Source organism: Roseateles sp. L2-2 (assembly GCF_050613215.1).
In the GTDB taxonomy this organism is placed as follows: Bacteria; Pseudomonadota; Gammaproteobacteria; order Burkholderiales; family Burkholderiaceae_C; genus Roseateles; species Roseateles noduli.
In genome coordinates, this window is the sequence record NZ_CP192509.1 from 1098726 (window position 1) to 1123159 (window position 24434).

Genomic DNA, 24434 nt, shown 5'->3' on the forward strand with positions numbered 1-24434 from the left:
AAAGAAAAGCCGCGCCGCCTAAGCAGGGCGCGGCTGAGGAAGGACGGTGAGCGGCTTACTTCGTCGGGGGGACGAAACCGGCGGCTTTATAGGCAGCCTCGACGGTGCCCTTGCCCACGCGCGACTCCATCTCCTTGTGGACCGGCATCAGCGCCAGCTTCCACTCGTTCACTTCCGCCGGCGTCAGCGTGTAGATGGTCGTCTTGCCGCTGGCCTTGATCTTCTCGAAGGCCTGCTGGTTCTCGGTCTGCGCGATCGCGTTGGCGTAGGTCGTCGCGTCCTTGACGGAGCTGTCGACCACGGCCTTCAGATCGGCGGGCAGGCCGTCATAGAACTTCTTGTTGATGATCAGCGCGTAGGCCAGGTGGCCGTGGTTGCTGATCGTCGTGTGCTTCTGCACCTCGTAGGTCTTCTGGGTGTAGAAGTTGGACGGCACGCCTTCGGTGCCATCGACCACGCCGGACTGCAGCGCCTGGTACAGCTCGGAGAAGGCCATCACCTGCGGGATCGCGCCCAGCGCGCGCATCTGCGCGTCCAGCACCTTGGAGGACTGGATCCGCATCTTCAGGCCCTTGAAGTCCGCCACGTGGTGCAGCGGCTTGTTGGCGCTCATGATGTGGAAGCCGTTGTCCCAGAAGGCCAGCCCCTTGATGCCCTTGGGCTCGAGCTTCTTGAACAGCTCCATGCCCAGCGTGTTGGTCGTGTTGCGGAACGAGGCGTCGTCCTTGAACAGGAAGGGCAGGTCGAAGACCTCGAATTCCTTGACGCCCAGCGGGCCGAACTTGGCCAGCGACGGCGCCAGCATCTGGACCGAGCCGAGCTGCAGCGCTTCCAGCTCTTCCTTGTCCTTGTAGAGCTGGCTGTTGGGGTAGACCTCGACCTTCAGGCGGCCCTTGCTGCGCTCCTCGGCGAGCTCCTTGAAGCGCTGCGCGCCCTTGCCCTTGGGGGTGTCGGGGGCGACGACGTGGCTCAGCTTGATGACGATCGGGGCTTGCGCGAACGCCGTGGCGGCGGCGCCCATGCCGGCGATGGCGAGGGCAGCCGACAGCAGCAGGCGGCGGGGGAATTTGGCGGACATGCGGTCTCCTGGTGTTCTTCGCGAGTGTTCTTCGGGATCCGCCCATCAGGCGCAGTGACGACCTGTCGCGGAATGTGGCGGATTGTGGAAATCCGGTTCCCGCGCCGCCAGTTGTGGACTTCCACATTGGGGAAACACGTATCCCGCGGGGCCCGTCGTGCGCTCTGCGCAGCGCAGCACCTAGACTGCCGCCATGGCCGCGTCCCGACGTCTCCTCCACCTGCTCAAGCGCGCGAGCTGGGCCCTGCCCGTGCTGCTCGCGCTGGCCTTCGCCGCGTCGGTCGGCGTGTGGCTGCGCTTGAGCGACATGCGCGACCTGGAGGAGGAACGGCTGACGCTGATCGCCGACTCGCTGTCGCTGGAGGCGCGCATCTCCGACTGGCTCAATGCGGAGCACGCGGCGGTGGACCGCCTCGCGCAGCAGCTGCCGGGGAGCGTCGACGACCAGATGCTGCTGAACCATCGCGCAGTGGCGGAAGGACTGCGACGGCTGTGGGTCAGCGTGACGGTGCTCGACGGCAACAACCGCGTCATCGCGCACGTGCCGCAGCAGACGCCGCAGGCGCTGGCGCCGTCGCGGGAACGCAGCGGCGTGAGCCTCGACGAAGGCGGACTGACCGCGCACTGGAGTTCGCCGCGGCCGCAGGGCGGCCGGCTGGTCGTGCGCTTCGCGCCGAGCGCGCTGCTGCGGCAGACGCTGCCGTGGTGGCTCTCGCAGAAGTACGACGTGCGGCTGGTCGACGCGTTGGGTCAGCGGCTCGCGCAGGCGGGCGACGCGCTGGCGCTGCCCGACACGCAGAGCTACCGCGTCAGCGTCGATCCGGCGATGCGCGAGACCTGGCTCGAACTCAACACGCGCGTGCCGCATCGCCCCTGGTGGTACACGCTGGCGGCGGGATTGATGGGCGTGTTCCTGCTGCTCTCGGCCTTGGCCAGCGGCATGCTGCGTCGGCAGATGCGCGAGGTGCGACGCGCCGAAGCGGAGGCGCGAACCGAGGCGGCCTGGCGCCGCGCGGTCGAGGATTCGCTGACGGTGGGTCTGCGCGGTCGCGACCTGGACGGCCGGCTCACGCATGTGAACCGCGCGTTCTGCGATCTGGTGGGCTACAGCGGGGAGGAGCTGCTGGGTCAACTGCCGCCCATGCCGTACTGGCTGCCCGACGAGATGGAGGACAGCCTGCGCCGCCATCAGCGCAACATGGCCGGCGGCGCGCCGCGCGAGGGCTACGAGGCGCGTTGGATGCATCGCGAAGGCCACGAGCTGGACGTGATGATCTTCGAGGCGCCGCTGGTGGACGCGAACGGCGTGCAGATCGGGTGGATGGGATCGATCGTCGACATCAGCGCGCGCAAGCAGACGGAGGAGCGGGACCGTCGTCGCACGGAGGCGCTCGCGCACCAGGCGCGGTTGAGCACGCTGGGCGAGGTGGCGTCGGCGCTGGCGCATCAGCTGAACCAGCCGCTGGCGGCGATCGCCGGCTACAACGCGGGCGCGCTGCGGTCGCTGGAACGCGCGGGCCAGACCGACGAGATCGTGATGGAGGCGCTGCGCCGCCTCGGCGAGCAGGCGCAGGAGGCCGGGCGCATCGTGCAGCGCATCCGCGCGTTCCTGACGCGCCGCGCGCCGCAGCCGGAGCGCTGCGCGGTGCCGGAACTCGCGGCGCGCGTGCTGGCGCTGCTCAAGCGCGACCTGCGCGGCGTGCTTGTCGAGGTCGCGATGCCAGCCGGCCTGCCGGATGTGCAGGCCGACGCCGTGCTCATCGAGCAGGTGCTGATCAATCTGGTCCGCAATGCGCTCGACGAGCTGCACGGCAAGCCGGGCTCGCAGGTGCGCATCGCCGCCCAGCGCGTCGGTGACCGATTCGTGCGGGTCGATGTCGACGACAACGGGCCCGGGCTTCAGGGACGCGGCATCGACCAGCTGACGACGGCCTTCTATTCGACGAAGTCCGAAGGCATGGGCATGGGGCTGGCGATCTGCCGGTCGGTGATCGAGGCGCACCATGGCGGCATGGAAGCCGGCGCGAGCGCACTCGGCGGCGCGAGGATCAGCTTCACACTGCCGCTGTGCCCGGGACAGGGCGCGTGCGACGGCAGCGAACCGGCGACAGGTGCCAGCATCGGCAGCGGCATCGGACAACACAAGGAGGGCGCGCGATGAGCGACCCACAGGCGACGGTCCATCTGGTGGACGACGAGGCGGCGGTGCGCGACGCGCTGGCCTTTCTGATGCGCACGCACGGGCTGCGCGTGGAGCCGCACGCGAGCGGTCCGGCGCTGTTCGAGGCGCTGGATCGCGCGATCGAGCCGCACGGCTGCATCGTGCTCGATGTGCGGATGGAGCCGCTCTCCGGCCTGCAGGTGCACGACGAGCTGATCGCGCGCGGCGTGCCGCTGCCGGTGATCTTCCTGAGCGGCCACGGCGACATCCCGATGGCGGTGGACGCGATGCAGAAGGGCGCGCTCGACTTCGTCGAGAAGCCGTTCAACGACCAGGCGCTGGTCAACAAGGTGCAGCGCGCGATCGCGACCGACATCCACCGCTGGCGCGAATCGCGCGCTCACGCGGACGTCGCCGGCAAGCTCGCCAGCCTGACCGACCGCGAACGCGAGGTCGCGGTGCTGGTCGCGGCGGGCAAGCTCAACAAGCAGGTCGCCGACGAGCTCGGCATCGCGATCCGCACGGTGGAGGTCCACCGCGCACGGGCGTTCACGAAGCTGGGTCTGCGCTCCGCGGCGGAGCTGGCGACGATGCTGGAGCGGTTCGAGGTGAAGGGCGGCTCAGGCCGCCCGGATCACCAGTGACACGTTACTGCCGCCGAACGCGAACGAGTTGCTGACCATCGCCTTCGACGCATCGAAGGCGCGGGGATCGCGGATCACGTCCGCGATCTCTTCGAGTTCGCTCTTGCCGATGTGCGCGCTCGGCGGGAGTTCCCTGCGACGCATCGCCTGAACGCAGGCGACGAGCTCCAGCGCGCCGCCGGCGCCGATCAGGTGACCGTGCAGCGCCTTGGTCGCGCTGACCGGCACGCCGCGCACGCCGAAGACGCGCGACAGCGATTCCGCCTCGACCGTGTCGCCGACGTCCGTCGCCGTGCCGTGCGCGTTCACGTAGCCGACCTGCGACGCCGCGATGCCCGCATCGGCCAGCGCGGCGCGCAGCGCGCGCTCCTGGCCGTCGGCGTCGGGCCGCGACAGGTGCACCGCGTCCACGCTATGTCCATAGCCGGCCAGCACGGCAAGCGCCGACGCGCCGCGTGCGCGGGCGTGGCTCTCCGTCTCCAGCACCAGCGCCGCCGCGCCCTCGCCCAGCACCAGGCCCTTGCGCGCGTCGTCGAACGGCCGGCAGCTGCGCGACGGATCTTCCGGATCCGCCGGCGCCATCACGCCCATCGCCTGCCACGCGGCCACCGAGCCCGGGTTCAGCATCGCCTCCGAGCCCCCGACCAGCGCCACGTCCGCGCGGCCCTGGCGCAGCAGCATCAGCGCCTCGCCGATCGCCTGCGCCGAGGAGGCGCAGGCGTTGGAGATCGTCAGCATCGCCGCCTTCAACCCGTACTTCATCGCCAGGTGCGACGCGGCCGAGTTGCTCATCACCCGCACCACCGTGTACGGATGGATGCGCGGCGTCTCCTTGGTCAGGTGTTCGCCGTAGGACTGCTGCAGCGCGTTCGAGCCGCCCAGCCCCGTGCCCCAGGCCACCGCCGAGCGTTCCGGCGTCGCGGAGGTCGCCGGCAGGCCGGACTGCGTCCAGGCCTCGCGCGCCGCGTGCAGCGCCATCAGGCTGTGACGGTCGTGCAGGTTGCGCTGCGCCGGCGGCATGTCCTGTCCCAGCGGCAGCGTCACCGCCGCCGCCGCGAACGGCACCACGCCGCGTGTCGGTTCTCCGGGCTGCAGCGTGACCCCCGAGCGTCCCTGCGCCAGCGCCTCCGCCAGCGAGTCCGCGTCCGGGCCGAGCGCGCTGCACGCGCCGATGCCGGTGATCCATACCGCTTCCGGGCTCATGCCGGTACCGGCGCTCAGGCGGCGACGGCCGCGGGCGTGCCGCCGGCGTCGACCTTGGCGGCCAGCTGCGCGTCCACGATCGCGGCCAGGCCGATGATGGTCGGCTGCTTCATCGCGGTCTCGTGGTCGATGTCGATCAGGAACTTGTCCTCCACCGCGAACATGAAGTCGACCAGCATCAGCGAGTCCAGACCCAGTTCGGCGAAGGTGACGTCGTTCTTCAGTTCGTCCCCGGTCATGCCCAGCTCGTGGCAGGCGAGTTCACGGAGTTGATCAAGCGTGTTGCTCATGGCGGAGGTCCTCGGTCGTGGTCAGGGGGGAAAGGGAAGGAGACAGTGCCTCGACGGGCACCATCCGCTGCAGGAACTGGCGCGCCGCCTGGGTGACGGCGCCGCGTTCGTTGTCCAGGGTCAGCATGTGATAGCTGTGATGGAACCAGTGCACCTCGGGCGTCGTGGCCAGGTGGCGCTGGAGTTCCAGCACGGAACGCGGACCGCTGACGTCGTCCTCGCTCGCATGCAGGACGACGGCGGGCGTCGCGATCGTGTGCAGCCGGCGGCGCACCAGGCGGATCATCCGGGAGGCCTGGTAGAGCGACGCGGCCGGCAGCCGGTCCGCGCCGGCGGCGGAAACGTGGCTGGAATTCATCGCCTGGGCGACCCACTCGCGCAGGCGCTCGTTCTTGATGCCGTAGGGCGGCGTCTCGCGGAAGGCCAGCCACTGGCGCAGCGGCGGCACGTAGGCCAGCGGCAGCAGGCGGCGCCACGGCGAGACGTTCCAGCCGTCGAAGTGCAGGCTGGTCGACAGCAGCATCAATGCCGCCGCCGGGCGCTTCAGCGCAAGCGCCAGCGCCAGCACCGCGCCCATGGACAGACCGCCGACGGCCACGCGGGCGTGCCTGGCGGCCAGGGCGTCGAAGTGCGCGGCGGCCATCTCGACCCACTGCTCGAATGGCGGGACCGGGCGGCGCGGCGCCCGGTCGGCGGCCGGCGCGCCGGCGACCGGGGGAACGACGCCGTAGCCGTCCAGCGCGGGCGCTTCCACGACGTAGCCGGCGTCGCGCAGCGAGCGGGCCAGCGGCATCATTTCCAGCGGGTTGGCGCACAGGCCGTGCAGGAGCAGCACGGCGGGTCGGGGATCCGGCCGGGAGGAGACGTCGGTCAGGGTGGTGTTCGGCATGGACGGCAGTCTGTCCAAGCTCGCTGTTGCGGACTTGACGACAACCTGTCCGGAACCTGTCAACGCCGTTGCCCTCAGGTTTCTGACAGGTGACGGATTGGCCCGTGCAAGGCTCTAGGCTTATGCTGACGCTCCATGCGAATCCTCCTGGTCGAAGACGATGAGTTCCTGGCGGAGTCCACCGCCCGGGCGCTGCGCTCGCAGTCCTGGGTCGTGGACGTCAGCGCCCGCGGCGAGCCCGTGCCGCTGTCCTTGCGCGAGGACCGCTACGACCTGCTCATCCTGGACATCGGTCTGGCTGGCATCGACGGCTTCGAGACGCTGCGGCGCGTGCGCGCGCAGGGCAGCACGACGCCGGTGCTGCTGCTGACGGCCCGTGACGCCGTCGAGGACCGCGTGCGCGGCCTGGAAGGCGGCGCCGACGACTACCTGGTCAAGCCCTTCGCGCTGAGCGAGCTGATCGCCCGGGCCCGCGCGCTGGTGCGCCGCAGCCAGGCGCGGACGGGCAACGAATTGAGACTCTCCTCGCTGCGCATGGACATGGAGGCGCGTCGCGCCTACATCGCCGAGGAGCCGCTGGCGCTGTCGGCCCGCGAATGGGACGTGCTGGGCTTCCTGCTGGCGCGCGCTGGCAAGGTGGTGGCCAAGGAGCAGATCGCCTCGGCCAGCAACGGCTGGGAGCAGGGCGTGAGCGACAACGCGATCGAGGTCTGCGTCTCGCGGCTGCGCGCCAAGATCGAGCCTGCGGGCCTGCAACTGCGCACCGTGCGCGGGCTGGGCTACCTGCTGGAAGAGATGCCGCCCGCGCCGGCGGCCAAGGCCTGACCGCCGCCGCGGCATGAGCGAGTCGTCCCCGCCCGGCGGCCGCCGGACCTTCAGCCTCAAGCAGCGGCTGCTGATCTGGCTGATGTTCCCCGTGCTGGTCGCGGTGCCCGCGGCCGGGTTCATGCTGTACCGGGTCATGCACGACACGGCGATCTCGTGGCTCGACCAGGCGCTGGGCGACACCGCGCTCGCGGTGGCCAGCCTGCTGAAGGAGCGCGACGGCCAGGTCGTCGTCGACGTCTCGGGACCGACCGACCGCGCGCTGCGCTTCGACCGGACCGACCGGGTGTACTACCTGGTGCTCGACCCGTCGGGCGAGGTGGTGCTCGGCGACGCGCAGCTGGCGCGGCTGAAGCTGCCCAAGCGCAAACCCAACGAATGGTTCTTCACGCTGGCGACGCTGGACGGCGAATCGCTGCGCGCGGCGGTCCTGGGGGCCGCCTGCGGCAACGGGCATGTCTGCCAGATCCTGGTGGCCGAGACGCTGAACAAGCGCGACGCGCTGCAGCAGCAGCTGGTGGTGGTCGTGGGCCTGCTGATCGGCGGCATGGCGATCCTGCTGGCGGGCGCCGGCTGGTGGGCGACCTACCGCGGCCTGCGACCCTTGTCGCAGCTGAGCGCGGAGCTGGAACAGCGCGACCTCGCGCGCCTGGAGCCGCTGCAGCACGACGTGCCCGGCGAGCTGCGGCCGTTGATCGCGGCGTTCAACCGGCTCTTCGAGCGACTGCGGCGGGCCTCGTCGGCGCAGCAGGACTTCCTGGCGAATGCGGCGCATCAGCTGCGCACGCCGCTGACGTCGCTGCGCACCGAGATCGACCTGGCGCTGCTGGAGCCGCACGACCCGCAGATGGAGCCGGTGCTGAAGCGGCTGCAGGGCTCGGTGGACCGCAGCGCGCGGCTGGCGACGCAGATGCTGTCGATCGCGCGCGCCGAGGCCGAGCCCGGCGGACGCGAACAACCGGTGAACCTCCGGGACATCGCGGCGCAGGTGGCGGAGGACTGGGTGCCGCGCGCGCTGCAGTCCGGCGCCGACATCGAGTTCGAGCTGGAGAGCGCGCCTATGCTGGGCCAAAGCTTCCTGCTGCGCGAGCTGCTGTCGAACGTGCTGCACAACAGCCTGAACTACGCCGGTCCGAATCCGCGCATCACGGTGCGGACGGGCTGCGACGGCGACTGGGCGCGCATGGAGGTCGAGGACAACGGGCCCGGCATTCCTCCGCAAGACCGCGAACGCGCGCTGCGCCGCTTCGAGCGCGGCAGCGAGTCCAAGGGCACCGGCAGCGGCCTGGGCCTGGCGATCGCGCTGGACATCGCGCAGCGGCACCGCGGGAAGCTGGAGCTGCTCGATGCGACGACGGGTCAGGGCTTGCGGGTGCGGTTGAGCGTGCCGCGCGCGCCAGTCAGTTCCTGACGAAGGCGATCGCGTCAAACATCCGCTGAAGTTTCTCGACGCGCGCTGGTGCCAGGAATTGCCTCGTCCAGGCGATGCGCCCTAGCAGCACCGATCGCAGCGCCGGATCCACGTCCGTCGAAGCGCCCAGCCGATGCAGCTCGGCCTTCAATCGATCAAAGTCCTCGCGCGCAAGGTTCGGCTTCGCGTTGACGACGACGCCGGTCACTTGCTGTCTGCCGCCAGCGGGCATCGCGTGCGTCTTGTCGTGGCGCAGCCGGAAGCCTTCCTCCTCGACGATCGCCTGCACCCAGGCGCGGAACTCGCGCTGATCGCGGCGCAGCGTGGCTGTCCCTGAGAACACGAGGTCATCCGCATACCGCGTGTAGCGCGCGCCGAAACGATGGGCGAGCCCGTCCAGCCGCATGTCGAGCGGGAACGCGCAGAGATTGGCGAGCGCCGGCGATGTCGGCGCGCCTTGCGGCAGGTGCGGAGAGGCGAGCCGCTTGGCGCCGTCGAAGTCGATGGCGCCGTCATCGCGCAGGCGTTCGCGCACCGGGGCCGGCGTGCGGGCGGTGCAGAGCGTCGTCAGCCGCGCGACGACCGCGTCGGAGAACCCCAGCGTCCGGAAGGTCGCCGCGATCCGCGCGCGTCCGATGCTGGGAAAGAAGTCGCGCAGGTCGAAGCGGATGACGAAGTCCTGACCGACATGCACCGCGGCGTTCGTCGCGACGTTGCGGCCGGGCACGAAACCCTGGGCCGCCTCGTGGCAGGGCAACCTGTTCAACAGGCCGTCGAGCAACTGGCGCTGGATCGTTTTCAATCGCGGCAGCGGCGCCTCGATCAGACGCAGGCCGCCGCGACGTTTCGGCACGAGCAGGCAGCGGTAGTGGGGCGTCGGCGCGACATTCGGACGAAGCGGCGTAGCGTTGGCTTCCCGGTATTGACGCGCGGGACCGGCGAAGTGATCGAGCTCGTCCGTCGTCAGGCCGAGCCACGCCGCCAGGTCGGCCTCCGTCGGCCAATGCGGCAGCACGAGGTGTTCCAGCGCGAAGGGCAAGGGCCGCATCCGCGAGGGCCGCAGCAACAGTCGCCGCATCTCCGGTCGAGGGAAGCGTTCCGCATCGAAGCCTTCATGGAAGGCGTTGAGCTCCAGGAGCGCGAAGGCGAAGCTGTTCACCGTATGCGCGCGCCACACCGGCCCGGGCCATCGCGCGAGGTCGTCGCACAGCGGCTTCAACCACGGGCGCGCCTCGGTGCCGAGACACTGCTCCGCGCGCGCCAGCAGCGCACCGGCCTCGCGCGCACGTGGCGATTCATCGTCCGCCTGCAGCGCGCGGGCGAGCGAGATCGCGATCCAGTAAGGGTGACTCATCGGCACGGCGCGTGGAGCAACGGTCAGGGCAACGTGGGGGCAACAGGTGACCCCCGGATGCGCCGCCAACTGACGGGTCTCGACGGATACAGGTCCGCGCGGCAGCGCGGTGCAGGTATCGGCGCCGGATGAGTAGCGAGAGAAAGCGCCGCGGGGATACCCCGCGGCCGGAGGCGCGAACGCTTCCGAAGGCTTGGCGGCGACCGGAGGTCGGCGGCGATTATGGGTGCGGGCCGTGACGACGCTCAAGCACCCTCACGGGGGTGTGAGGCCTCAAGCCGCGCTCAGCACCGCCTGCTTCGTGCCGTTGGCCTGCAGCGGGATGTACTCCGCATCCGACTCGGTGCGCTTGGCCTCGCAGCTCGCGACCAGCTGCTTCTGCCACAGCGAGTGGCGGTCGAACAGCTCCGCGATCCAGTCGACGAACACCCGCAGCTTGGTGCTCAGGTGCCGGTTCGGCGGGTACACGACGTACAGCGGCAGCGGATCCGATTCCCAATCGCAGAGGAAGGGCACCAGCTCGCCCGAGTCGATGTGCGGCTTGATCATGAAGTAGGGCGCCTGGATCACGCCCAATCCCGTCAGCCCCGCCGTCATGTACGCGTTGCCGTCGTTCACCGACACCTTGTAGTGGCCGTAGATCTCGTAGCGCTGGCCGTTCTTGCTGTAGTCGAACGGGAAGCGCTTGCCGGTGCGCGTCGAGAAATAGCTGACCACGTGATGCTGGTCCGACTCCAGGTCCAGCGGATGCTGCGGCAGGCCGTGCTGCTGGATGTAGGCCGGCGAGGCGCAGCAGCCGTAGCCCCAGTCGCCGATGCGGCGCGCGACCAGCGACTGGTCGGTGATCTCGCCGCCGCGCACGACGCAGTCGACGTTGTCGCCGATCAGGTCCACCGGCCGGTCCGACACGCCGAGGTCGATCTGGATGTCCGGATGTCTTGCATAAAACTCCGGAAGTGCCGGAATCAGCAGCAGCCGCGCAACAGACGACGCCACGTCGACGCGGATGCGGCCCTTCGGCGCTGCCCGCGCATGCGACACGGAGCCCTCGAGCTCTTCGATGTCCGACAGCAGCCGCGTCACCCGCTCGTAATACGCGGCGCCGTCCGGCGTCACGCTCACGCGCCGCGTCGTGCGGTTCAGCAGCTTGACCTTGAGGTGGTCCTCCAGCGACTGGATCAGCCGCGTCACCGCGGTCTTGGGCAGGTCCAGCGATTCCGCCGCCCGCGTGAACGTTCCCGCTTCCACGACGCGCGCGAAAGCCTGCATGGCATTGAGCTTGTCCATCCGTGACCCCTTGAACCCTTGACCCCGACTGCTGCGGCACCGCCGCGACTGCTCCAACACAACGGCGCGTCTGCGCGCGCGCGAGGTCGCCATCCTGCCCGATCGATTGTTTCGTCGATGAAACGCTGAAGCGCGTCCCGGGCTATTTATCGGACGGCGTCCGTTGTCTAAATTTCGCTGCATTGCAACATGACCGGTCTGCCCCCACGGGGAGCAGGCCTTTGGCCCTGCCATGGACGCGCTGCCGCTCACCTCCTGCCACGACGACCTCCTGCCCGCCGGCGACGGCGTGGTGCCGGTGCGCGTGTACAAGAGCGCCGCCCGCCGCAAGGACGCGCCGGTGGTCATGCATCTGCACGGCGGCGCCTTCACCCGCGGCGACCTCGACAGCGGCGAGCTGGTCTCGCGCCTGCTGGCGGACGCGGGCGCGGTGGTCGTCGACGTCGACTACCCCACCGGCGAGGAAACCGTGTTCCCGACCGCGCTCAAGACGCTGGACGCGCTGCTGGCCGGCCTGCACAAGGCGCGCGCCAAGCTGTCGGGCAAGGGCGCGCCGCTGATCGTCGCCGGTGAAGAAGCCGGCGGGAACCTCGCGGCGGCGCTGGCCCTGATGGCGCGCGACCAGGGCCATCGCAAGCTGTCCGGCCAGATCCTGATCGGGCCGATGCTGAACCCCTGCATGGGCACCGCCTCGCTGCGCCAGGCCGATGCCGGCTACGGCGAATGCCGCTGGATGCACGGCTGGCGCGCCTACCTCGGCGAATGCGAGGACGGCGACCACCCCTACGCCGCGCCCGCCAACACCGGCCGCCTGTCGGGTCTGGTGCCGGCGCTGGTCGTCAGCGCCGACGACGACCCGATGCGCGACGAGGCCCTGGCCTACGCCCGCGCGATGAAGCGTGCCGGCGTCGACGTGCAGCAGGCGCTGATCGCCGGCCCCAGCGGCTGGCCCTGCAGCCTGATGAAGCTGCCCTCGCTGTCCGCCCTCCAGCTGCCCTGGGCGAGCGCCCTGCGCCAGAAGCTGGCCGATTTCCTGTCCCTGATCCCACCGGCCGGCAGATCCCGGCTGCAACCCGCCTGACCCCAAGAGCCCTCCAAGAACTCCCAACGTCTACCCCCGTCACCGGAGCACCACCATGAACAAGAAGATCTTTGCCACTTCGCTCACCGCCGTCGCCGCGGTCGTCGGCGCCCTCGTCGTCGGCCTGCACAGCCAGCAGGCGGTCGCCAACCAACCGTCGGGCGCGCCGCAGGCGATTCCCGTCTCCGTCGCCACCGTCGCGAGCCAGGAAGTGGCCGCGTGGGACGAGTTCTCGGGCCGCCTCGAAGCCGTGGAGCGCGTCGACGTGCGCGCCCGCGTCTCCGGCGCGGTGCAGTCGGTGCACTTCCGGGAGGGCGCGCTGGTGAAGGCCGGCGACCTGCTGATCACCATCGATCCCGCGCCCTACCAGGCCGAGGTCGACCGCGCCGACGCGCAGGTGCTGGCCGCGCAGGCCCGCGTGACGTACTCGAAGAGCGAGCTGGAGCGCTCCACCCGCCTGTGGAGCGAGCGCGCCATCGCGCAGCGCGAGCTCGACGAGCGCAGCAATGCGTCGAATGAAGCCAACGCCAACCTGCGCGCCGCGCAGGCCGCGCTGCAGTCGGCGAAGCTGAACCTCGGCTACACGCAGGTGAAGGCGCCGGTGGCCGGCCGCGTCGGCAAACTGGAGGTCACGCAGGGCAACCTCGTGGCCGCCGGTCCGGGCGCGCCGGTGCTGACGACGCTGGTCTCGGTCAGCCCGATCTACGCGAGCTTCGACGCCGATGAAGGCACCGTCGCCCGCGCGCTGAACGAGCTGCACGGCAACGCCAAGGGCGCCGCCGGTGACCTGTCGAGCATCCCTGTCCAGATCGGCACCGCGGCCACCGCCGACACGCCGTTCAACGGCAAGCTGCAGCTGATCGACAACCAGGTCGACGCGCGCAGCGGCACGGTGCGCGTGCGCGCGGTGCTGGACAACAAGGACGGCGCGCTGATCCCGGGCCAGTTCGCCCGCATCCGCCTGGGCCAGGCCAAGACCCGCGCGGCGGTGCTCGTCAACGAGCGCGCGGTCGGCACCGACCAGAGCAAGCGTTTCGTCATGGTGGTCGGCGCCGACAACACGCTGAGCTACCGCGAGGTCCTGCTGGGCGCCAACGTCGACGGCCTGCGCGTCGTCACGTCGGGCCTGAAGGCCAACGAGCGCGTGGTCGTCAACGGCCTGCAGCGTGTGCGACCGGGTGCGCTGGTCGCTCCGACCATCGTCCCGATGAACGCCAAGGCCGAGATCCAGGCCAAGGACGGCGCCCCCAAGGCGGACAAGACCTGACCTGAACCCGAAGGGGCGGGCAAGACCCGTCCCCATGGGGCTACGGACAGCCTTCGGGGCGGCGCGACGCCGCCCCGCGGGGGACCCTTTGCCGTTTTCTCCAGTCGACTTGAAAGACTGACATGAATCTCTCCAAATTCTTCATCGACCGCCCGATCTTCGCGGGTGTGCTGTCGGTGCTGATCTTCGTCTCCGGGCTGCTCGCCGTGCGCGTGCTGCCGATCTCGGAATACCCGGAAGTCGTGCCGCCGCAGGTGGTCGTCCGCGCGCAGTACCCCGGCGCCAACCCCAAGGTCATCGCGGAAGCGGTGGCCACGCCGCTCGAGGAATCGATCAACGGCGTCGAAGGCATGCTCTACATGGGCAGCCAGGCGACCACCGACGGCCTGATGACGCTGACGGTCACCTTCAAGCTGGGCACCGACCCGGACAAGGCCCAGCAGCTGGTGCAGAACCGCGTCTCGCAAGCCGAGCCGCGCCTGCCCGAGGAGGTCCGCCGACTCGGTCTGACGACGGTCAAGAGCAGCCCCGACCTGACCATGGTCGTGCACTTGCTGTCGCCCAACGACCGCTACGACATGACCTACCTCCGCAACTACGCGGTGCTGAACGTCAAGGACCGCCTCGCGCGCATCCAGGGCGTGGGTCAGGTGCAGCTGTTCGGCTCGGGGGACTACTCGATGCGCGTCTGGCTGGACCCGCAGAAGGTGGCGGAGCACGGCCTGTCGGCCAGCGACGTCGTCCAGGCGATCCGTGAGCAGAACGTGCAGGCGGCCGCCGGTGTGGTCGGCGCTTCGCCCGGTCTGCAGGGCATCGATTTGCAACTGCCGATCAACGCGCAAGGCCGTCTGAACAACGAGCAGGAATTCGGCGACATCATCGTCAAGTCCGGCGCCAACGGCCAGGTGACGCGTCTGCGCGACCTGGGCCGCATCGAGCTGGGCGCCGCCGAATACGCGCTGCGCTCGCTGCTGGACAACAAGTCCGCCGTGGCGATCCCGATCTTCCAGGCCCCGGGCTCGAACGCGATCGAGATCTCGAACAACGTGCGCGCCACGATGGCCGAGCTGAAGAAGGCCATGCCTGAAGGCGTGGACTACTCCATCGTCTACGACCCGACGCAGTTCGTCCGTGCGTCCATCGAGTCCGTCGTCCACACGCTGCTGGAAGCGGTGGCGCTGGTCGTGCTGGTCGTGATCCTGTTCCTGCAGACCTGGCGCGCGTCCATCATCCCGCTGCTGGCGGTGCCGGTGTCCATCATCGGCACCTTCGCGGTGATGCACCTGTTCGGTTTCTCGATCAACGCGCTGTCGCTGTTCGGCCTCGTGCTGGCGATCGGCATCGTGGTGGACGACGCGATCGTGGTCGTGGAGAACGTCGAGCGCAACATCGAGGCGGGCCTGAGTCCGCGTGAGGCGACCTACCGCGCGATGCGCGAAGTGTCGGGTCCCATCATCGCGATCGCGCTGGTGCTGGTCGCGGTGTTCGTGCCGCTGGCCTTCATCACCGGCCTGACGGGTCAGTTCTACAAGCAGTTCGCGCTGACGATCGCGATGTCGACGGTGATCTCGGCGGTCAACTCGCTGACGCTGTCGCCCGCGCTGGCCGCGATGCTGCTCAAGGGCCACGACGCGCCCAAGGACTGGCTGACCCGCGCGATGGACAAGGTGCTGGGCCGCTTCTTCGGCGGCTTCAACAAGCTGTTCAACCGCGGCGCCAAGGCCTACAGCGGCGGCGTGACCAAGGCGATCTCGCGCAAGATCATCATGCTGATCGTCTACGCGGGCCTGCTGGGCCTGACGGTGGGCCTGTTCAAGGCGGTGCCCAGCGGCTTCGTGCCGGCGCAGGACAAGCAGTACCTGATCGGCTTCGCGCAGCTGCCGGACGGCGCCACGCTGGACCGTACGGAAGACGTGATCCGCCGCATGAGCGAGATCGCGATGAAGACCCCCGGCGTCGACCACGCCGTGTCCTTCCCTGGCCTGTCGATCAACGGCTTCACCAACAGCTCGAACTCGGGCATCGTCTTCACGCCGCTGAAGCCTTTCGACGAACGCACCGGCAAGGGCCTGTCCGCCGGTGAGATCGCGGGCAACCTGAATGCGCAGTTCGCGCAGATCCAGGACGCCTTCGTCGTGATGTTCCCGCCCCCGCCGGTGCAGGGTCTGGGCACCACGGGCGGCTTCAAGTTCCAGCTGGAAGACCGCGGCGGTCTCGGCTACGAGGCGCTCGACGGCGCGGTGAAGGCCTTCATGGCCAAGGCGCAGAAGGCGCCGGAACTGGCGGGTCTGTTCAGCAGCTACCAGGTCAACGTGCCGCAGCTGTACGCGAACCTCGACCGCACCAAGGCGCGCCAGCTGGGCGTGGCGGTGACGGACGTGTTCGACACGATGCAGATCTACCTGGGCTCGCTGTACGTCAACGACTTCAACAAGTTCGGCCGCACCTACACGGTCCGTGTGCAGGCGGACGCCGCCTACCGCGCCCGTGCCGAGGACGTCGGTCTGCTGAAGGTGCGTTCGGCCTCGGGCGAGATGGTGCCGCTGTCGGCGCTGATGAAGGTCGAGCCGAGCTTCGGTCCGGAACGCGCGATGCGCTACAACGGCTTCCTGTCGGCCGACATCAACGGCGGCGCGGCGCCGGGCTACTCGACCGGCCAGGCGCAGGACGCGGTTGCGCGCATCGCCGCGGAGACGCTGCCCCCGGGCATCAGCTACGAGTGGACCGAGCTGACCTACCAGGAGATCCTGGCCGGCAATTCGGGCGTGTGGGTGTTCCCGCTGGCCATCCTGCTGGTGTTCCTGGTGCTGGCCGCGCAGTACGAGAGCCTGGCGCTGCCGGTGGCGATCATCCTGATCGTGCCGATGGGTCTGCTGGCGGCGATGACGGGCGTGTTCCTGAGCCACGGGGACAACAACGTCTTCACGCAGATCGGGTTGATCGTGCTGGTGGGCTTGTCGGCGAAGAACGCGATCCTGATCGTGGAGTTCGCCCGCGAGCTGGAATTCGCCGGCAGGACGCCGCTGCAGGCGGCCATCGAGGCGAGCCGGCTGCGTCTGCGTCCGATCCTGATGACGTCGATGGCGTTCGTGATGGGCGTGCTGCCGCTGGTGCTGGCCACGGGCGCGGGCGCGGAGATGCGCAACGCGATGGGCGTGGCGGTGTTCGCCGGGATGATCGGCGTGACGGCCTTCGGCCTGTTCCTGACGCCGGTGTTCTACGTGGTGGTGCGTCGCCTGACGGGCAACAAGCCGCTCAAGCAGCACGGCGAGGTGCCGCATGACGTGGAAGCGTTCGTGCAGCCCGCGCAGGGCGAGGGCCACGACTTCGGCCCGGGCGGCAACGCCCGCCCGCATCCGGCCGCGCCGCGCCACGAGCACGAATAAAGGATTCGAGCCATGAAAACGAAACTGATGATGACGACGTTGCTGGCGGCCCTGGTGCTGGCCGGTTGCGCGACGCCGCCGCCGATCGATGAGTCGCGCCTGCCGGCGACGCCGACGGCTTTCAAGACTCAGGCGCCGCAGGCGACCGCGACGGTCGGCGAGGCGCGCTGGGCGGTGGCCCCGCCCGCCGATGCCGAGCCGCGCGGCGACTGGTGGCTGGCGTTCGGCGATGCGACGCTGAACGATCTGATCCGCCGCTCGCTGGTCAACAACAACGACCTGCAAGGCGCTGCGGCGCGACTGGCGCAAGCGCGCGCCTTGCTGCGCAGCACGAATGCGGATCGCCTGCCGCAAGTCGGCGCGAGCGCCGGTGCGACGCGAGGCACGGTGGCGGGCCAGGGCCCGGCTGCCACGACGGTCTACAACGCGGGTCTCGGCGCGAGCTGGGAGGTCGATCTCTCCGGTCGCCTGTCGGAAGCGACGCGTGCGGCTTCGCTGGACGCGCAATCGCGTGAAGCGCTGCTGCAGTCGACGCGGCTGATGGTGCAGGCGGATGTGGCGCAGACCTACCTGGCGCTGCGTTTCGCCGATCAGGAACGTCGACTGGTGCGCGACACGGTCGCAGCCTACCGCGAGACGCTGTCGCTGACGCAGCGTCGCTATCAGGCGGGCGACGTCGCGGAACTGGATCTGGCGCGCGTGCAGACGGAGGTCGCTTCGACCGAGGCCGAGGCGATCAGCCTCGACCGTCGTCGCGCCGAGCTGGAGAACGCGCTGTCGGTGCTGCTGGGCGAGCCCGCCTCGGGCTTCAAGGTGGCGGAAGACACGGCGCTCGCGCCGCTGCCGGCGATTCCGGCGGGTCTGCCGAGCACGGTGCTGGCGCGACGTCCTGACGTGGCCGCGTCGCAGCGCAGCCTGCTGGCGGCGCAGTCGCGGGTGGGCGTGGCGCAGGCCGCGTGGTTCCCAAGCCTGACGCTGACGGCCAACGGCGGCTACGCGTCGCCGGAGCTGAGCGACGTGTTCCGCTGGTCGGCGCGTGCGTGGTCGGTCGACGCGCTGCTGTCGCTGCCGATCTTCGACGGCGGCCGCCGCAAGGCCGGCGTGGAATCGGCGAAGGCAGGGCTGGATCTGGCGATGTCGAGCTATCGCCAGCAACTGCTGCAAGCGCTGCGTGAGGTCGAGGACTCGCTGGTCGGTCTGCAGACCTTGTCGCAGCAGGCGGAAGTGCAAGGGCAGGCCGTGCAGTCGTCGACGCGTGCGACGGCGCTGTCGGACTCGCGCTACCGCAACGGGCTGGTCAGCCAGCTCGACCTGCTCGACGCGCGCCGCAGCGAACTGCGCAACCGCCGCGCGGCGCTGCAGGTGCAGGCGGCGCAGTACCAGGCGACGGTCGGACTCGTCCGCGCCCTGGGCGGCGGCTGGACCACCCCAGCCTGAGCCCCGGCCGGGCAAGACCCGGCCCCTTTCAATGCGACCGGACCTTTACCGGTGCCCCTTTGGGCGTGCAGGGATGCACGCCTTTTTTTTCGTCCGTGGCCTGCTCAGGCTTGAAGGGATGCCGCGCGCGACCCTGCCTAGAATCGTCGCAACCGAAAGGAAGCATGAAAACGGTCTGGATCATCGACGGCGCCTACCTGTTCAACGTGGGTCGCGGCCGTCCGTTCGATTACCTGAAGCTCAAGAACGAGCTTGTGCAGCGCAACGGTGGTCCGATCTACGAGAGCTATTACCTGAACTCCACGCGCGACCTGGCGACGGACCAGCAGAACGCGTTTCACACGTGGCTCAAGGCGGCGCCGCCACGCGGACCGAAGATCCGCGTCCAGCTGTACGAGATGAAGAACCTGCACCTTCAATGCCCGGATTGCGGCGTGCAGTTCGACCGCGAAGTGCAGAAGGGCGTGGACGTCGCGATCGCGACGCTGCTGATCAAGCTCGCGGTGCAGAACGTCTATGACCGGTTGATCCTGTCGGCGGGCGACGGCGATTTCGAAGAGGCGATCTCTTACGTCAAGTCGGATCTCAAGAAGGAAATCTGGGTCAGTGGCCTGCAGGCCAATCTGTCGACCGACCTCCAGTCCTACGCGGACGAGGTCGTGTGGATGGATGACCTCTATCCGGCGATCGCCAGGTGAGGGCTGACGGCGAAGCCCACGCCTGAACAGCGTTCCCGCCGCGGACATTTTCCCATCCGCTTCCTGCGGGCAGGAATGCTTGCCCGTTCCTCATTTTCCCCCAGCGATTTCAGTCACGGCCCTGACCTATTGCCGTAGGTCGGGGCGGCTTCTCCACGAGTGGAGGTCATGGCTGACCGCGCTTGCACCACCTAAGGTTCGTCGCTGACAAACAGGGGCCTGGGGAATGAAATGAGGCGTAAAGTTGACGAATGGCGACAACTATCGACCAAGGATCATTCAAAACGCTTCTCCGCGATCACCCGCGGGGAGAGCCTGTGGACATGGGCGTGTTGCAACGCGAAGGCATCTCCGCTTTCCGTGCGTCCGCCTGGGCTCGTACCGGATGGCTCGACCATCTCGGTCGAGGCGTCTATGCCGTCGCGGGCGATGAGCTGTCGCGAGATGGCGCTCTCGCTTTCCTGGCGCGTCAGGTGCCGGGATTTCACGTGGGCGGAAAAACGGCGCTGGCTTGGCATGGCCTGGAACACGACATCGCGTTCGACGAGGTCCTCAGCCTTTGGGGCGATCGACCCAAGGCGATCCCGGCGTGGATCGCCGAGCGGTTTCCCGTCCGGTACCAGACGACGCGGATCCTCGAGAAGCAGGCTCATGCCTCGCTGGGACTGAAGCCCCTGCCCGCCGGCGATCCTCGCGTGCTTGTCTCCTCACCGGAGCGGGCCATGCTGGAGATGCTGAGCGACCTGGGCAAGACGCAGAGCCTTGCGGACGCCCGCCGCCTGATGGAAGGGCTTGGCGGTTTGCGGACGAAGGTGCTCGATCAACTGCTGGCGCGGACGGATCGGATCAAGGTCGTCCGCGCGGCCGCACACCTGGCTGCGGACCTCGGCCTGCCTTGGGCGGCCGTGGCGCGCACGCACAGCGACCGCCTTGGCGGTTCGCGCTGGATCGCCGTGTCCAAAGCTGGGGAGAGACTGGACTTTCGATGACATTCAATGCGCGGTACGTCGACACGGTGCGACTGCTGCTGGAAATCCTCCCGATGGTGTTCGCCTCGGGGCGGTTCGCGATGAAAGGGGGCACGGCGATCAACCTGTTCGTGCAGGACATGCCCCGACTCTCCGTCGATATCGACTTGGTCTGGGTCGATCCAACGCCAGACCGCGAGGCCGATCTCGCAGGAATCACGGGCGAGTTGAGCTGCTTGGCAGCGGCGCTGAGCAAGCAGGGACTGCAAGTGCAATGGCCGACGCGCCTCGATGGCGAGGAGGTGCGACTCCTCGCCGCTCGGAAGACAACGCGGGTGAAAGTGGAAGCGAACGCCGTGTTTCGGGGCACGTTGCTTCCGGTTCGTTCCTCGCCGCTCACGGCGGCGGCTGCCGAGATCTTCGACAGCGACGTCGCAGTTCCGACGCTCGCTGTCGAGGAGTTGTACGGGAGCAAGCTCGTGGCGGCGATGGACCGTCAACATCCGCGCGATCTGTTCGACGTGATCGGCATGTGGCAGCGGTTCGGATGGAACTCCCGCGTCGTCGACTGCTTCGTCGGATACCTCGCCGGGCACAACCGGCCAGTGCATGAGGTGCTCTTCTCCGCGCCCCGATCTCTGCAACTGAGTTACGGCAACGAATTTCGCGGCATGACGCGCACGCCGGTTTCCCAGTCAGAGCTCGAATCCGTTCAGCGGCAACTGCTCGCCGAGCTGCCCGGACAGCTCACCAAAGCGCATCGTGAGTTTCTGGCTTCGCTGGTACGGGCAGAGCCAGACTGGTCCTTGATGCCCTTCGCTCATCTGCGGCACTTGCCTGCAGTGCGGTGGAAGCTGGACAACCTCGCGGTGCTTCGCAAGAAGCAACCTGCGAAGTTCGAAGAGCAGTATCGAAAGTTGATGGAGGGGCTGGAGCGTTGATTCGCCCTCGGCAATGCCCACCCGCCTGCGCCAGCAACCGGTCTCAGTCACTGCCATGCCCTTTTTCCATATGCCGGGATGGCTTCTCCGTCACTAGAGGCCATGGTCTCGTGGCGGCGCCACGGCCACCATCCGGGATCAAAGACAAGAGACGGCCATGACGACTCGAACAATCGCAGGAAAGACGGAGATCAGCGGGGAGGAAATCAAGAAGCACGTCCGGATAAACGATCCGTGGCTCGATCGGGAGATCGAAGTCCTCCGCCGCAGGCATGAGGTGGCCGACAAGCTGCGGACGCTGATGAACGACCATTACCTGGAGACGCGCGAGACGCCGGACCTGCAGGGCATCATCGAAGCCAACACTTGGTTGTTCGGCAGCTCTTACGAGACGCTTGGCGCGGAGGAAGACTCGTTCACCGAGATCGCCAAATCGCTGCGCGATGCAGTCAAGGGGATCGACGACATTGCTGTGGACGACCTGGATGCGGCTGATGCCTCTGCCATCGACGGCACGAGGAAGCAGACGGACTTGTTCCTCGCCCGCAAGGTCCCGCACCACGACTCGATGGGTCGGAAGATCTATCGTTGCATCGTGGTGGAGATCAAGCGTCCAGGTATCGCGCTCAACTACAAGCACCTCCAGCAACTGGATGGCTACGCACAGCTGATCAAGAGGCACGCGGAATTCGGCAGCGAAGCGATGCACTTCGAACTCATCCTGATCGGGCGCAAGATCTCCGAGACAGATACGGAGATTCGGAGCCGGATGGAAGGACAGGTCGCGAAGGAATTGCTCGGCCTGGTCAGCGACGAACGGCGCATGAAGCGCTTCGTGCTGAACTGGTACACCTTGCTGGACAACTTCCTGCTGACCAATCAAGCCATGATCGACGCGCTGACCTTGAAGCGCGAGTCGTTCGCACACTCGTCGCGACCGGAGCTCATCGCCGACATGCAGAAGCAGGCGGCCTGACTGGGCGCGAGGGACGTCGAACCTGAGTGAGACCTCAGCCGCTCAGCAATGCCCACCCGCCCGCGCCCGCAGCCGGCGCCAGCCGGCACGCATGAGCCACGTGCCGATCCCGGCCAGCAGCAGCACGATCACGAACGCCCCGCCGGCTCCCGCCGGCGCGCCAGCGCCTTCCGCGGCGCCGATCAGCGGCTTGATCGCGTTATAGCCCGCCACCACCGCCGCGATCCACAGGACCGCTCCGCCCAGGAACTGCCCGAGCGCCACCAGCTTGTTCATCCCGTCACTCCGTCCAATTCGGACACTGCAATGCGTGCAGCCTAACGGGCCTCGTGGCTGCCGCGCTCAAAGCCCCTCGGTGAGAAACGGCATCACCGCCGCCAGCAGCGCGTCCGGCGCTTCCTCCGGGATGTAGTGACCGCAAGGCAGCGGCCCGCCGTCGACGTCCGTCGCGACACGCTGCCATTCCTCCAGCGGCTCGAAGCATTTCGCCACCACGCCTTGCGCGCCCCAGTACACACGCAGCGGCATCGCCAGCTTCGCGCCGGCGTCGCGGTCCGCGCGGTCGTGCACGAGGTCGATGCCCGCTGCCGCCCGGTAGTCCTCGCACATGCCGTGCGCGGTGCCAGGTAGTGCCAGCGCGCGCTGGTACTCGGCGAACGCGCGCGGATCGAAGGCCGACAGGCCCGCATGCCGCCTGCCCATCACGTCGAGCGCATACGCCGCCGGATCGGCCTCGATGAGCCGCTCCGGCATCGGCGCCGGTTGGATCAGGAAGAACCAGTGCCAGTACGCCCGCGCGAAGGCCTCGGTCGTCTGCTCGTACATCGCCAGCGTCGGTGCGATGTCCAGCAGTGCGAGGCGCTCGACCGCCGTCGGATGATCCGCCGCCATCCGGTGGGCGACCCGCGCGCCCCGGTCATGCGCCAGGACGCGGAAGCGCTCATGCCCGAGCACCCCCATCACCGCGATCAGATCCTGCGCCATACGGCGCTTGCTGTAGTTGCCGTGGTCCTCGTCGCCCTTCGGCTTCGACGAATCGCCATACCCGCGCAGATCCGGCATCACGACGGTGAAACGCGCCGCCAACGCCGGCAGCACGCGATGCCAGATCACAAGCGTCTGCGGATGCCCGTGGATCAGCAGCAGCGGCGGACCTTCGCCGCACACGCGCGCATGGATGCGCACGCCGGGCTCGGTCTCGACGAACAGCCGTCGCGTCGACGCAGGAAACAGGGCATCGGCCGGATGCGGCTCGACGGTGAAGTCCGCCGCGAAGGCGGACGCGCCGACGGGGCCGGCAGTGGAGGAGGGCGCGCTCATGCGCCGATGCTAGGCGCGTCGTCCTCGTCCCCGCTGTCGGGAATGAGACACATCGCCCGCGAGCGCCGCTCCCACGCCGCGAGCGCGACCAGCACCGCGCAGGCGAAGGCGCTGGTCGCCACCGGCGGCCAGCCGTGCACGAACGGCCCGGCCGCCGCCAGCACCAGCACCGCCACGCCGTGCGACCACGGCCAGCGCCCGACCACCGTGCGCTTGAACAGCCCCACGCCGATCACGTAGAGCGCCACGCCGCCCAGCAGGCACAGCGCCGTCTTCAGATCCGTGTGACCGTCCGGATGCGCCAGGACGAATTCATCCGCCGCCGCGTTGACGATGATCCCCGCCACGATCGGCAGGTGGATGTAGGTGTAGGCCAGCCGCGCCAGCCGCCCCGGGTCGTCGCTGTGGACGATGCGGCCCGTCGCGAAGTCGTTGGTCGTGTCGAAGTACAGCCACCACAGCGCGATGCTCCCGGCGAAGGACACCAGGAAGGCGAGCAGGCTCATCGTCGTCAGCGGCTCCTCCGCGAACGTCGCACCCGTCACCAGCAGCGACTCGCCCAGCGCGATGATCACGAAGAGCGCGCAGCGCTCGGCCAGATGGCCGCCGGAGATCGTCCAGTCCGCCGTCGTCGATCGCCCCAGCCCCGGCACGAAGAAGCCGGCCGACGGTCCGACGACCTCGATCGCCAGCGCCGCCACCCACAGGGGCACGCGCATCGACGGTGTCAGCGCCCCGGCGATCCACAGCACCGCCGACACCGCCAGCCAGGCCCCGATGCGCTGGAAGTTGCGCACCAGGCCCGCGTCCGCGCCGCGCGCCGCCCACAGGAAGAACAGCGTCCGCCCGACCTGGATCGCCGTGAACGAGGCCGCGAACATCAGCGCGCGTTCCCCGAAGGCCTGCGGCAGCGAGACCGACATCAGCAGTCCCGCCAGCATCATCGCGAACAGGCAGATCCGCACCGGCAGGCGCTCCGGGTCCAGCCAGTTGGTCACCCACGAGGTGAAGATCCACACCCACCAGACCGCCGCCATCAGGAACCCGGTCTGCAACGCGCCCGACAGCGTGACGCCGTCATGCGCGAAATGGCCGATCAGCGTGTGCGACAGCTGTGTGACGGCGAAGACGAAGACGAGGTCGAAGAACAGCTCGACGAAGCTGACCTTCGCGTGGCCGTGCGGGTCGGGCCGGCGCAGGAGGGGAACGGTGGGCATC

Annotated in this window: 21 protein-coding genes; 12 read left to right on the plus strand and 9 right to left on the minus strand. The window is 68.8% G+C overall.

Features of this window, described 5'->3' with window-relative positions; genetic code table 11:
* Positions 1–55 precede the first annotated feature (55 nt).
* A complete protein-coding gene (locus tag ACQZ13_RS05060; protein ID WP_431050147.1) occupies positions 56–1078 on the minus strand; it encodes a TRAP transporter substrate-binding protein in 1023 nt (340 codons plus the stop codon).
* Between the two features lie 193 nt (positions 1079–1271).
* Here ACQZ13_RS05060 and ACQZ13_RS05065 point away from each other — a divergent pair, with 193 nt between their 5' ends.
* Positions 1272–3239 carry a sensor histidine kinase gene (locus ACQZ13_RS05065; RefSeq protein WP_431050148.1) on the plus strand — a complete coding sequence of 656 codons (1968 nt, stop codon included), beginning with the start codon at positions 1272–1274 and terminating at the stop codon, positions 3237–3239.
* Entirely contained in the window at positions 3236–3883 is a 648-nt protein-coding gene (locus ACQZ13_RS05070; RefSeq protein WP_431050149.1) for a response regulator transcription factor, read from the plus strand. The genes ACQZ13_RS05065 and ACQZ13_RS05070 overlap by 4 nt, the downstream gene beginning before the upstream one ends.
* On the opposite strand, the gene ACQZ13_RS05075 is transcribed toward ACQZ13_RS05070, so the two are convergent.
* The 3 genes from ACQZ13_RS05075 to ACQZ13_RS05085 are packed head-to-tail and all read right to left on the minus strand — an operon-like array spanning position 3860 to position 6265.
* Positions 3860–5086, minus strand: a complete 1227-nt coding sequence (locus ACQZ13_RS05075; protein WP_431050150.1) for a beta-ketoacyl-[acyl-carrier-protein] synthase family protein — start codon at positions 5084–5086, stop codon at positions 3860–3862. The two genes, ACQZ13_RS05070 and ACQZ13_RS05075, sit on opposite strands and share 24 nt — an antisense overlap.
* 14 nt (positions 5087–5100) lie before the next feature.
* On the minus strand, positions 5101–5376 hold the full coding sequence (locus ACQZ13_RS05080; RefSeq protein WP_088404918.1) for an acyl carrier protein: 276 nt from the start codon (positions 5374–5376) through the stop codon (positions 5101–5103).
* The gene (locus tag ACQZ13_RS05085; protein WP_431050151.1) at positions 5360–6265 is read right to left on the minus strand and encodes an alpha/beta hydrolase; all 906 of its coding nucleotides are present in this window, start codon (positions 6263–6265) and stop codon (positions 5360–5362) included. Before ACQZ13_RS05085 ends, ACQZ13_RS05080 begins: the two co-directional genes overlap by 17 nt.
* A 135-nt stretch (positions 6266–6400) precedes the next feature.
* On the opposite strand from ACQZ13_RS05085, the gene ACQZ13_RS05090 reads away from it, so the two are divergent.
* The gene (locus ACQZ13_RS05090; protein ID WP_088404920.1) at positions 6401–7090 is read left to right on the plus strand and encodes a response regulator; all 690 of its coding nucleotides are present in this window, start codon (positions 6401–6403) and stop codon (positions 7088–7090) included.
* A gap of 13 nt (positions 7091–7103) precedes the next feature.
* On the plus strand, positions 7104–8501 hold the full coding sequence (locus tag ACQZ13_RS05095; protein WP_431050152.1) for a sensor histidine kinase: 1398 nt from the start codon (positions 7104–7106) through the stop codon (positions 8499–8501).
* On the opposite strand, the gene ACQZ13_RS05100 is transcribed toward ACQZ13_RS05095, so the two are convergent.
* Positions 8491–9855 carry a reverse transcriptase family protein gene (locus ACQZ13_RS05100; RefSeq protein WP_431050153.1) on the minus strand — a complete coding sequence of 455 codons (1365 nt, stop codon included), beginning with the start codon at positions 9853–9855 and terminating at the stop codon, positions 8491–8493. The two genes, ACQZ13_RS05095 and ACQZ13_RS05100, sit on opposite strands and share 11 nt — an antisense overlap.
* Positions 9856–10128: 273 nt before the next feature.
* On the minus strand, positions 10129–11142 hold the full coding sequence (locus tag ACQZ13_RS05105; protein WP_088404923.1) for a LysR family transcriptional regulator: 1014 nt from the start codon (positions 11140–11142) through the stop codon (positions 10129–10131).
* Positions 11143–11374: 232 nt separating this feature from the next.
* On the opposite strand from ACQZ13_RS05105, the gene ACQZ13_RS05110 reads away from it, so the two are divergent.
* The 8 genes from ACQZ13_RS05110 to ACQZ13_RS05145 all read left to right on the plus strand — a co-directional run bounded on the left by ACQZ13_RS05110 (position 11375) and on the right by ACQZ13_RS05145 (position 21896).
* Positions 11375–12223 carry an alpha/beta hydrolase fold domain-containing protein gene (locus ACQZ13_RS05110; protein WP_431050154.1) on the plus strand — a complete coding sequence of 283 codons (849 nt, stop codon included), beginning with the start codon at positions 11375–11377 and terminating at the stop codon, positions 12221–12223.
* Positions 12224–12278: 55 nt separating this feature from the next.
* Complete coding sequence (locus ACQZ13_RS05115) at positions 12279–13490, plus strand: efflux RND transporter periplasmic adaptor subunit (RefSeq protein ID WP_431050155.1); 1212 nt, start codon at positions 12279–12281, stop codon at positions 13488–13490.
* Positions 13491–13612: 122 nt separating this feature from the next.
* On the plus strand, positions 13613–16876 hold the full coding sequence (locus ACQZ13_RS05120) for an efflux RND transporter permease subunit (protein WP_431050156.1): 3264 nt from the start codon (positions 13613–13615) through the stop codon (positions 16874–16876).
* 12 nt (positions 16877–16888) lie between these two features.
* Positions 16889–18313 carry an efflux transporter outer membrane subunit gene (locus ACQZ13_RS05125; protein ID WP_431050157.1) on the plus strand — a complete coding sequence of 475 codons (1425 nt, stop codon included), beginning with the start codon at positions 16889–16891 and terminating at the stop codon, positions 18311–18313.
* Positions 18314–18477: 164 nt separating this feature from the next.
* On the plus strand, positions 18478–19011 hold the full coding sequence (locus ACQZ13_RS05130; protein WP_431050158.1) for an NYN domain-containing protein: 534 nt from the start codon (positions 18478–18480) through the stop codon (positions 19009–19011).
* Positions 19012–19262: 251 nt separating this feature from the next.
* Positions 19263–20000: a type IV toxin-antitoxin system AbiEi family antitoxin domain-containing protein gene (locus ACQZ13_RS05135; protein WP_431050159.1), complete on the plus strand. Its 738-nt coding sequence runs from the start codon at positions 19263–19265 to the stop codon at positions 19998–20000.
* A complete protein-coding gene (locus ACQZ13_RS05140) occupies positions 19997–20920 on the plus strand; it encodes a nucleotidyl transferase AbiEii/AbiGii toxin family protein (RefSeq protein WP_431050160.1) in 924 nt (307 codons plus the stop codon). The genes ACQZ13_RS05135 and ACQZ13_RS05140 overlap by 4 nt, the downstream gene beginning before the upstream one ends.
* Before the next feature lie 157 nt (positions 20921–21077).
* Positions 21078–21896 (plus strand): hypothetical protein, encoded by an 819-nt coding sequence (locus ACQZ13_RS05145; RefSeq protein WP_431050161.1) that lies wholly within the window; start codon positions 21078–21080, stop codon positions 21894–21896.
* A gap of 42 nt (positions 21897–21938) precedes the next feature.
* On the opposite strand, the gene ACQZ13_RS05150 is transcribed toward ACQZ13_RS05145, so the two are convergent.
* From ACQZ13_RS05150 to ACQZ13_RS05160, 3 genes are all read right to left on the minus strand, one after another.
* Entirely contained in the window at positions 21939–22172 is a 234-nt protein-coding gene (locus ACQZ13_RS05150) for a hypothetical protein (RefSeq protein WP_431050162.1), read from the minus strand.
* Positions 22173–22238: 66 nt separating this feature from the next.
* On the minus strand, positions 22239–23216 hold the full coding sequence (locus ACQZ13_RS05155; RefSeq protein WP_431050163.1) for an alpha/beta fold hydrolase: 978 nt from the start codon (positions 23214–23216) through the stop codon (positions 22239–22241).
* A complete protein-coding gene (locus tag ACQZ13_RS05160) occupies positions 23213–24433 on the minus strand; it encodes a low temperature requirement protein A (RefSeq protein ID WP_431050164.1) in 1221 nt (406 codons plus the stop codon). The genes ACQZ13_RS05155 and ACQZ13_RS05160 overlap by 4 nt, the downstream gene beginning before the upstream one ends.
* Between the last annotated feature and the right edge of the window lies 1 nt (position 24434).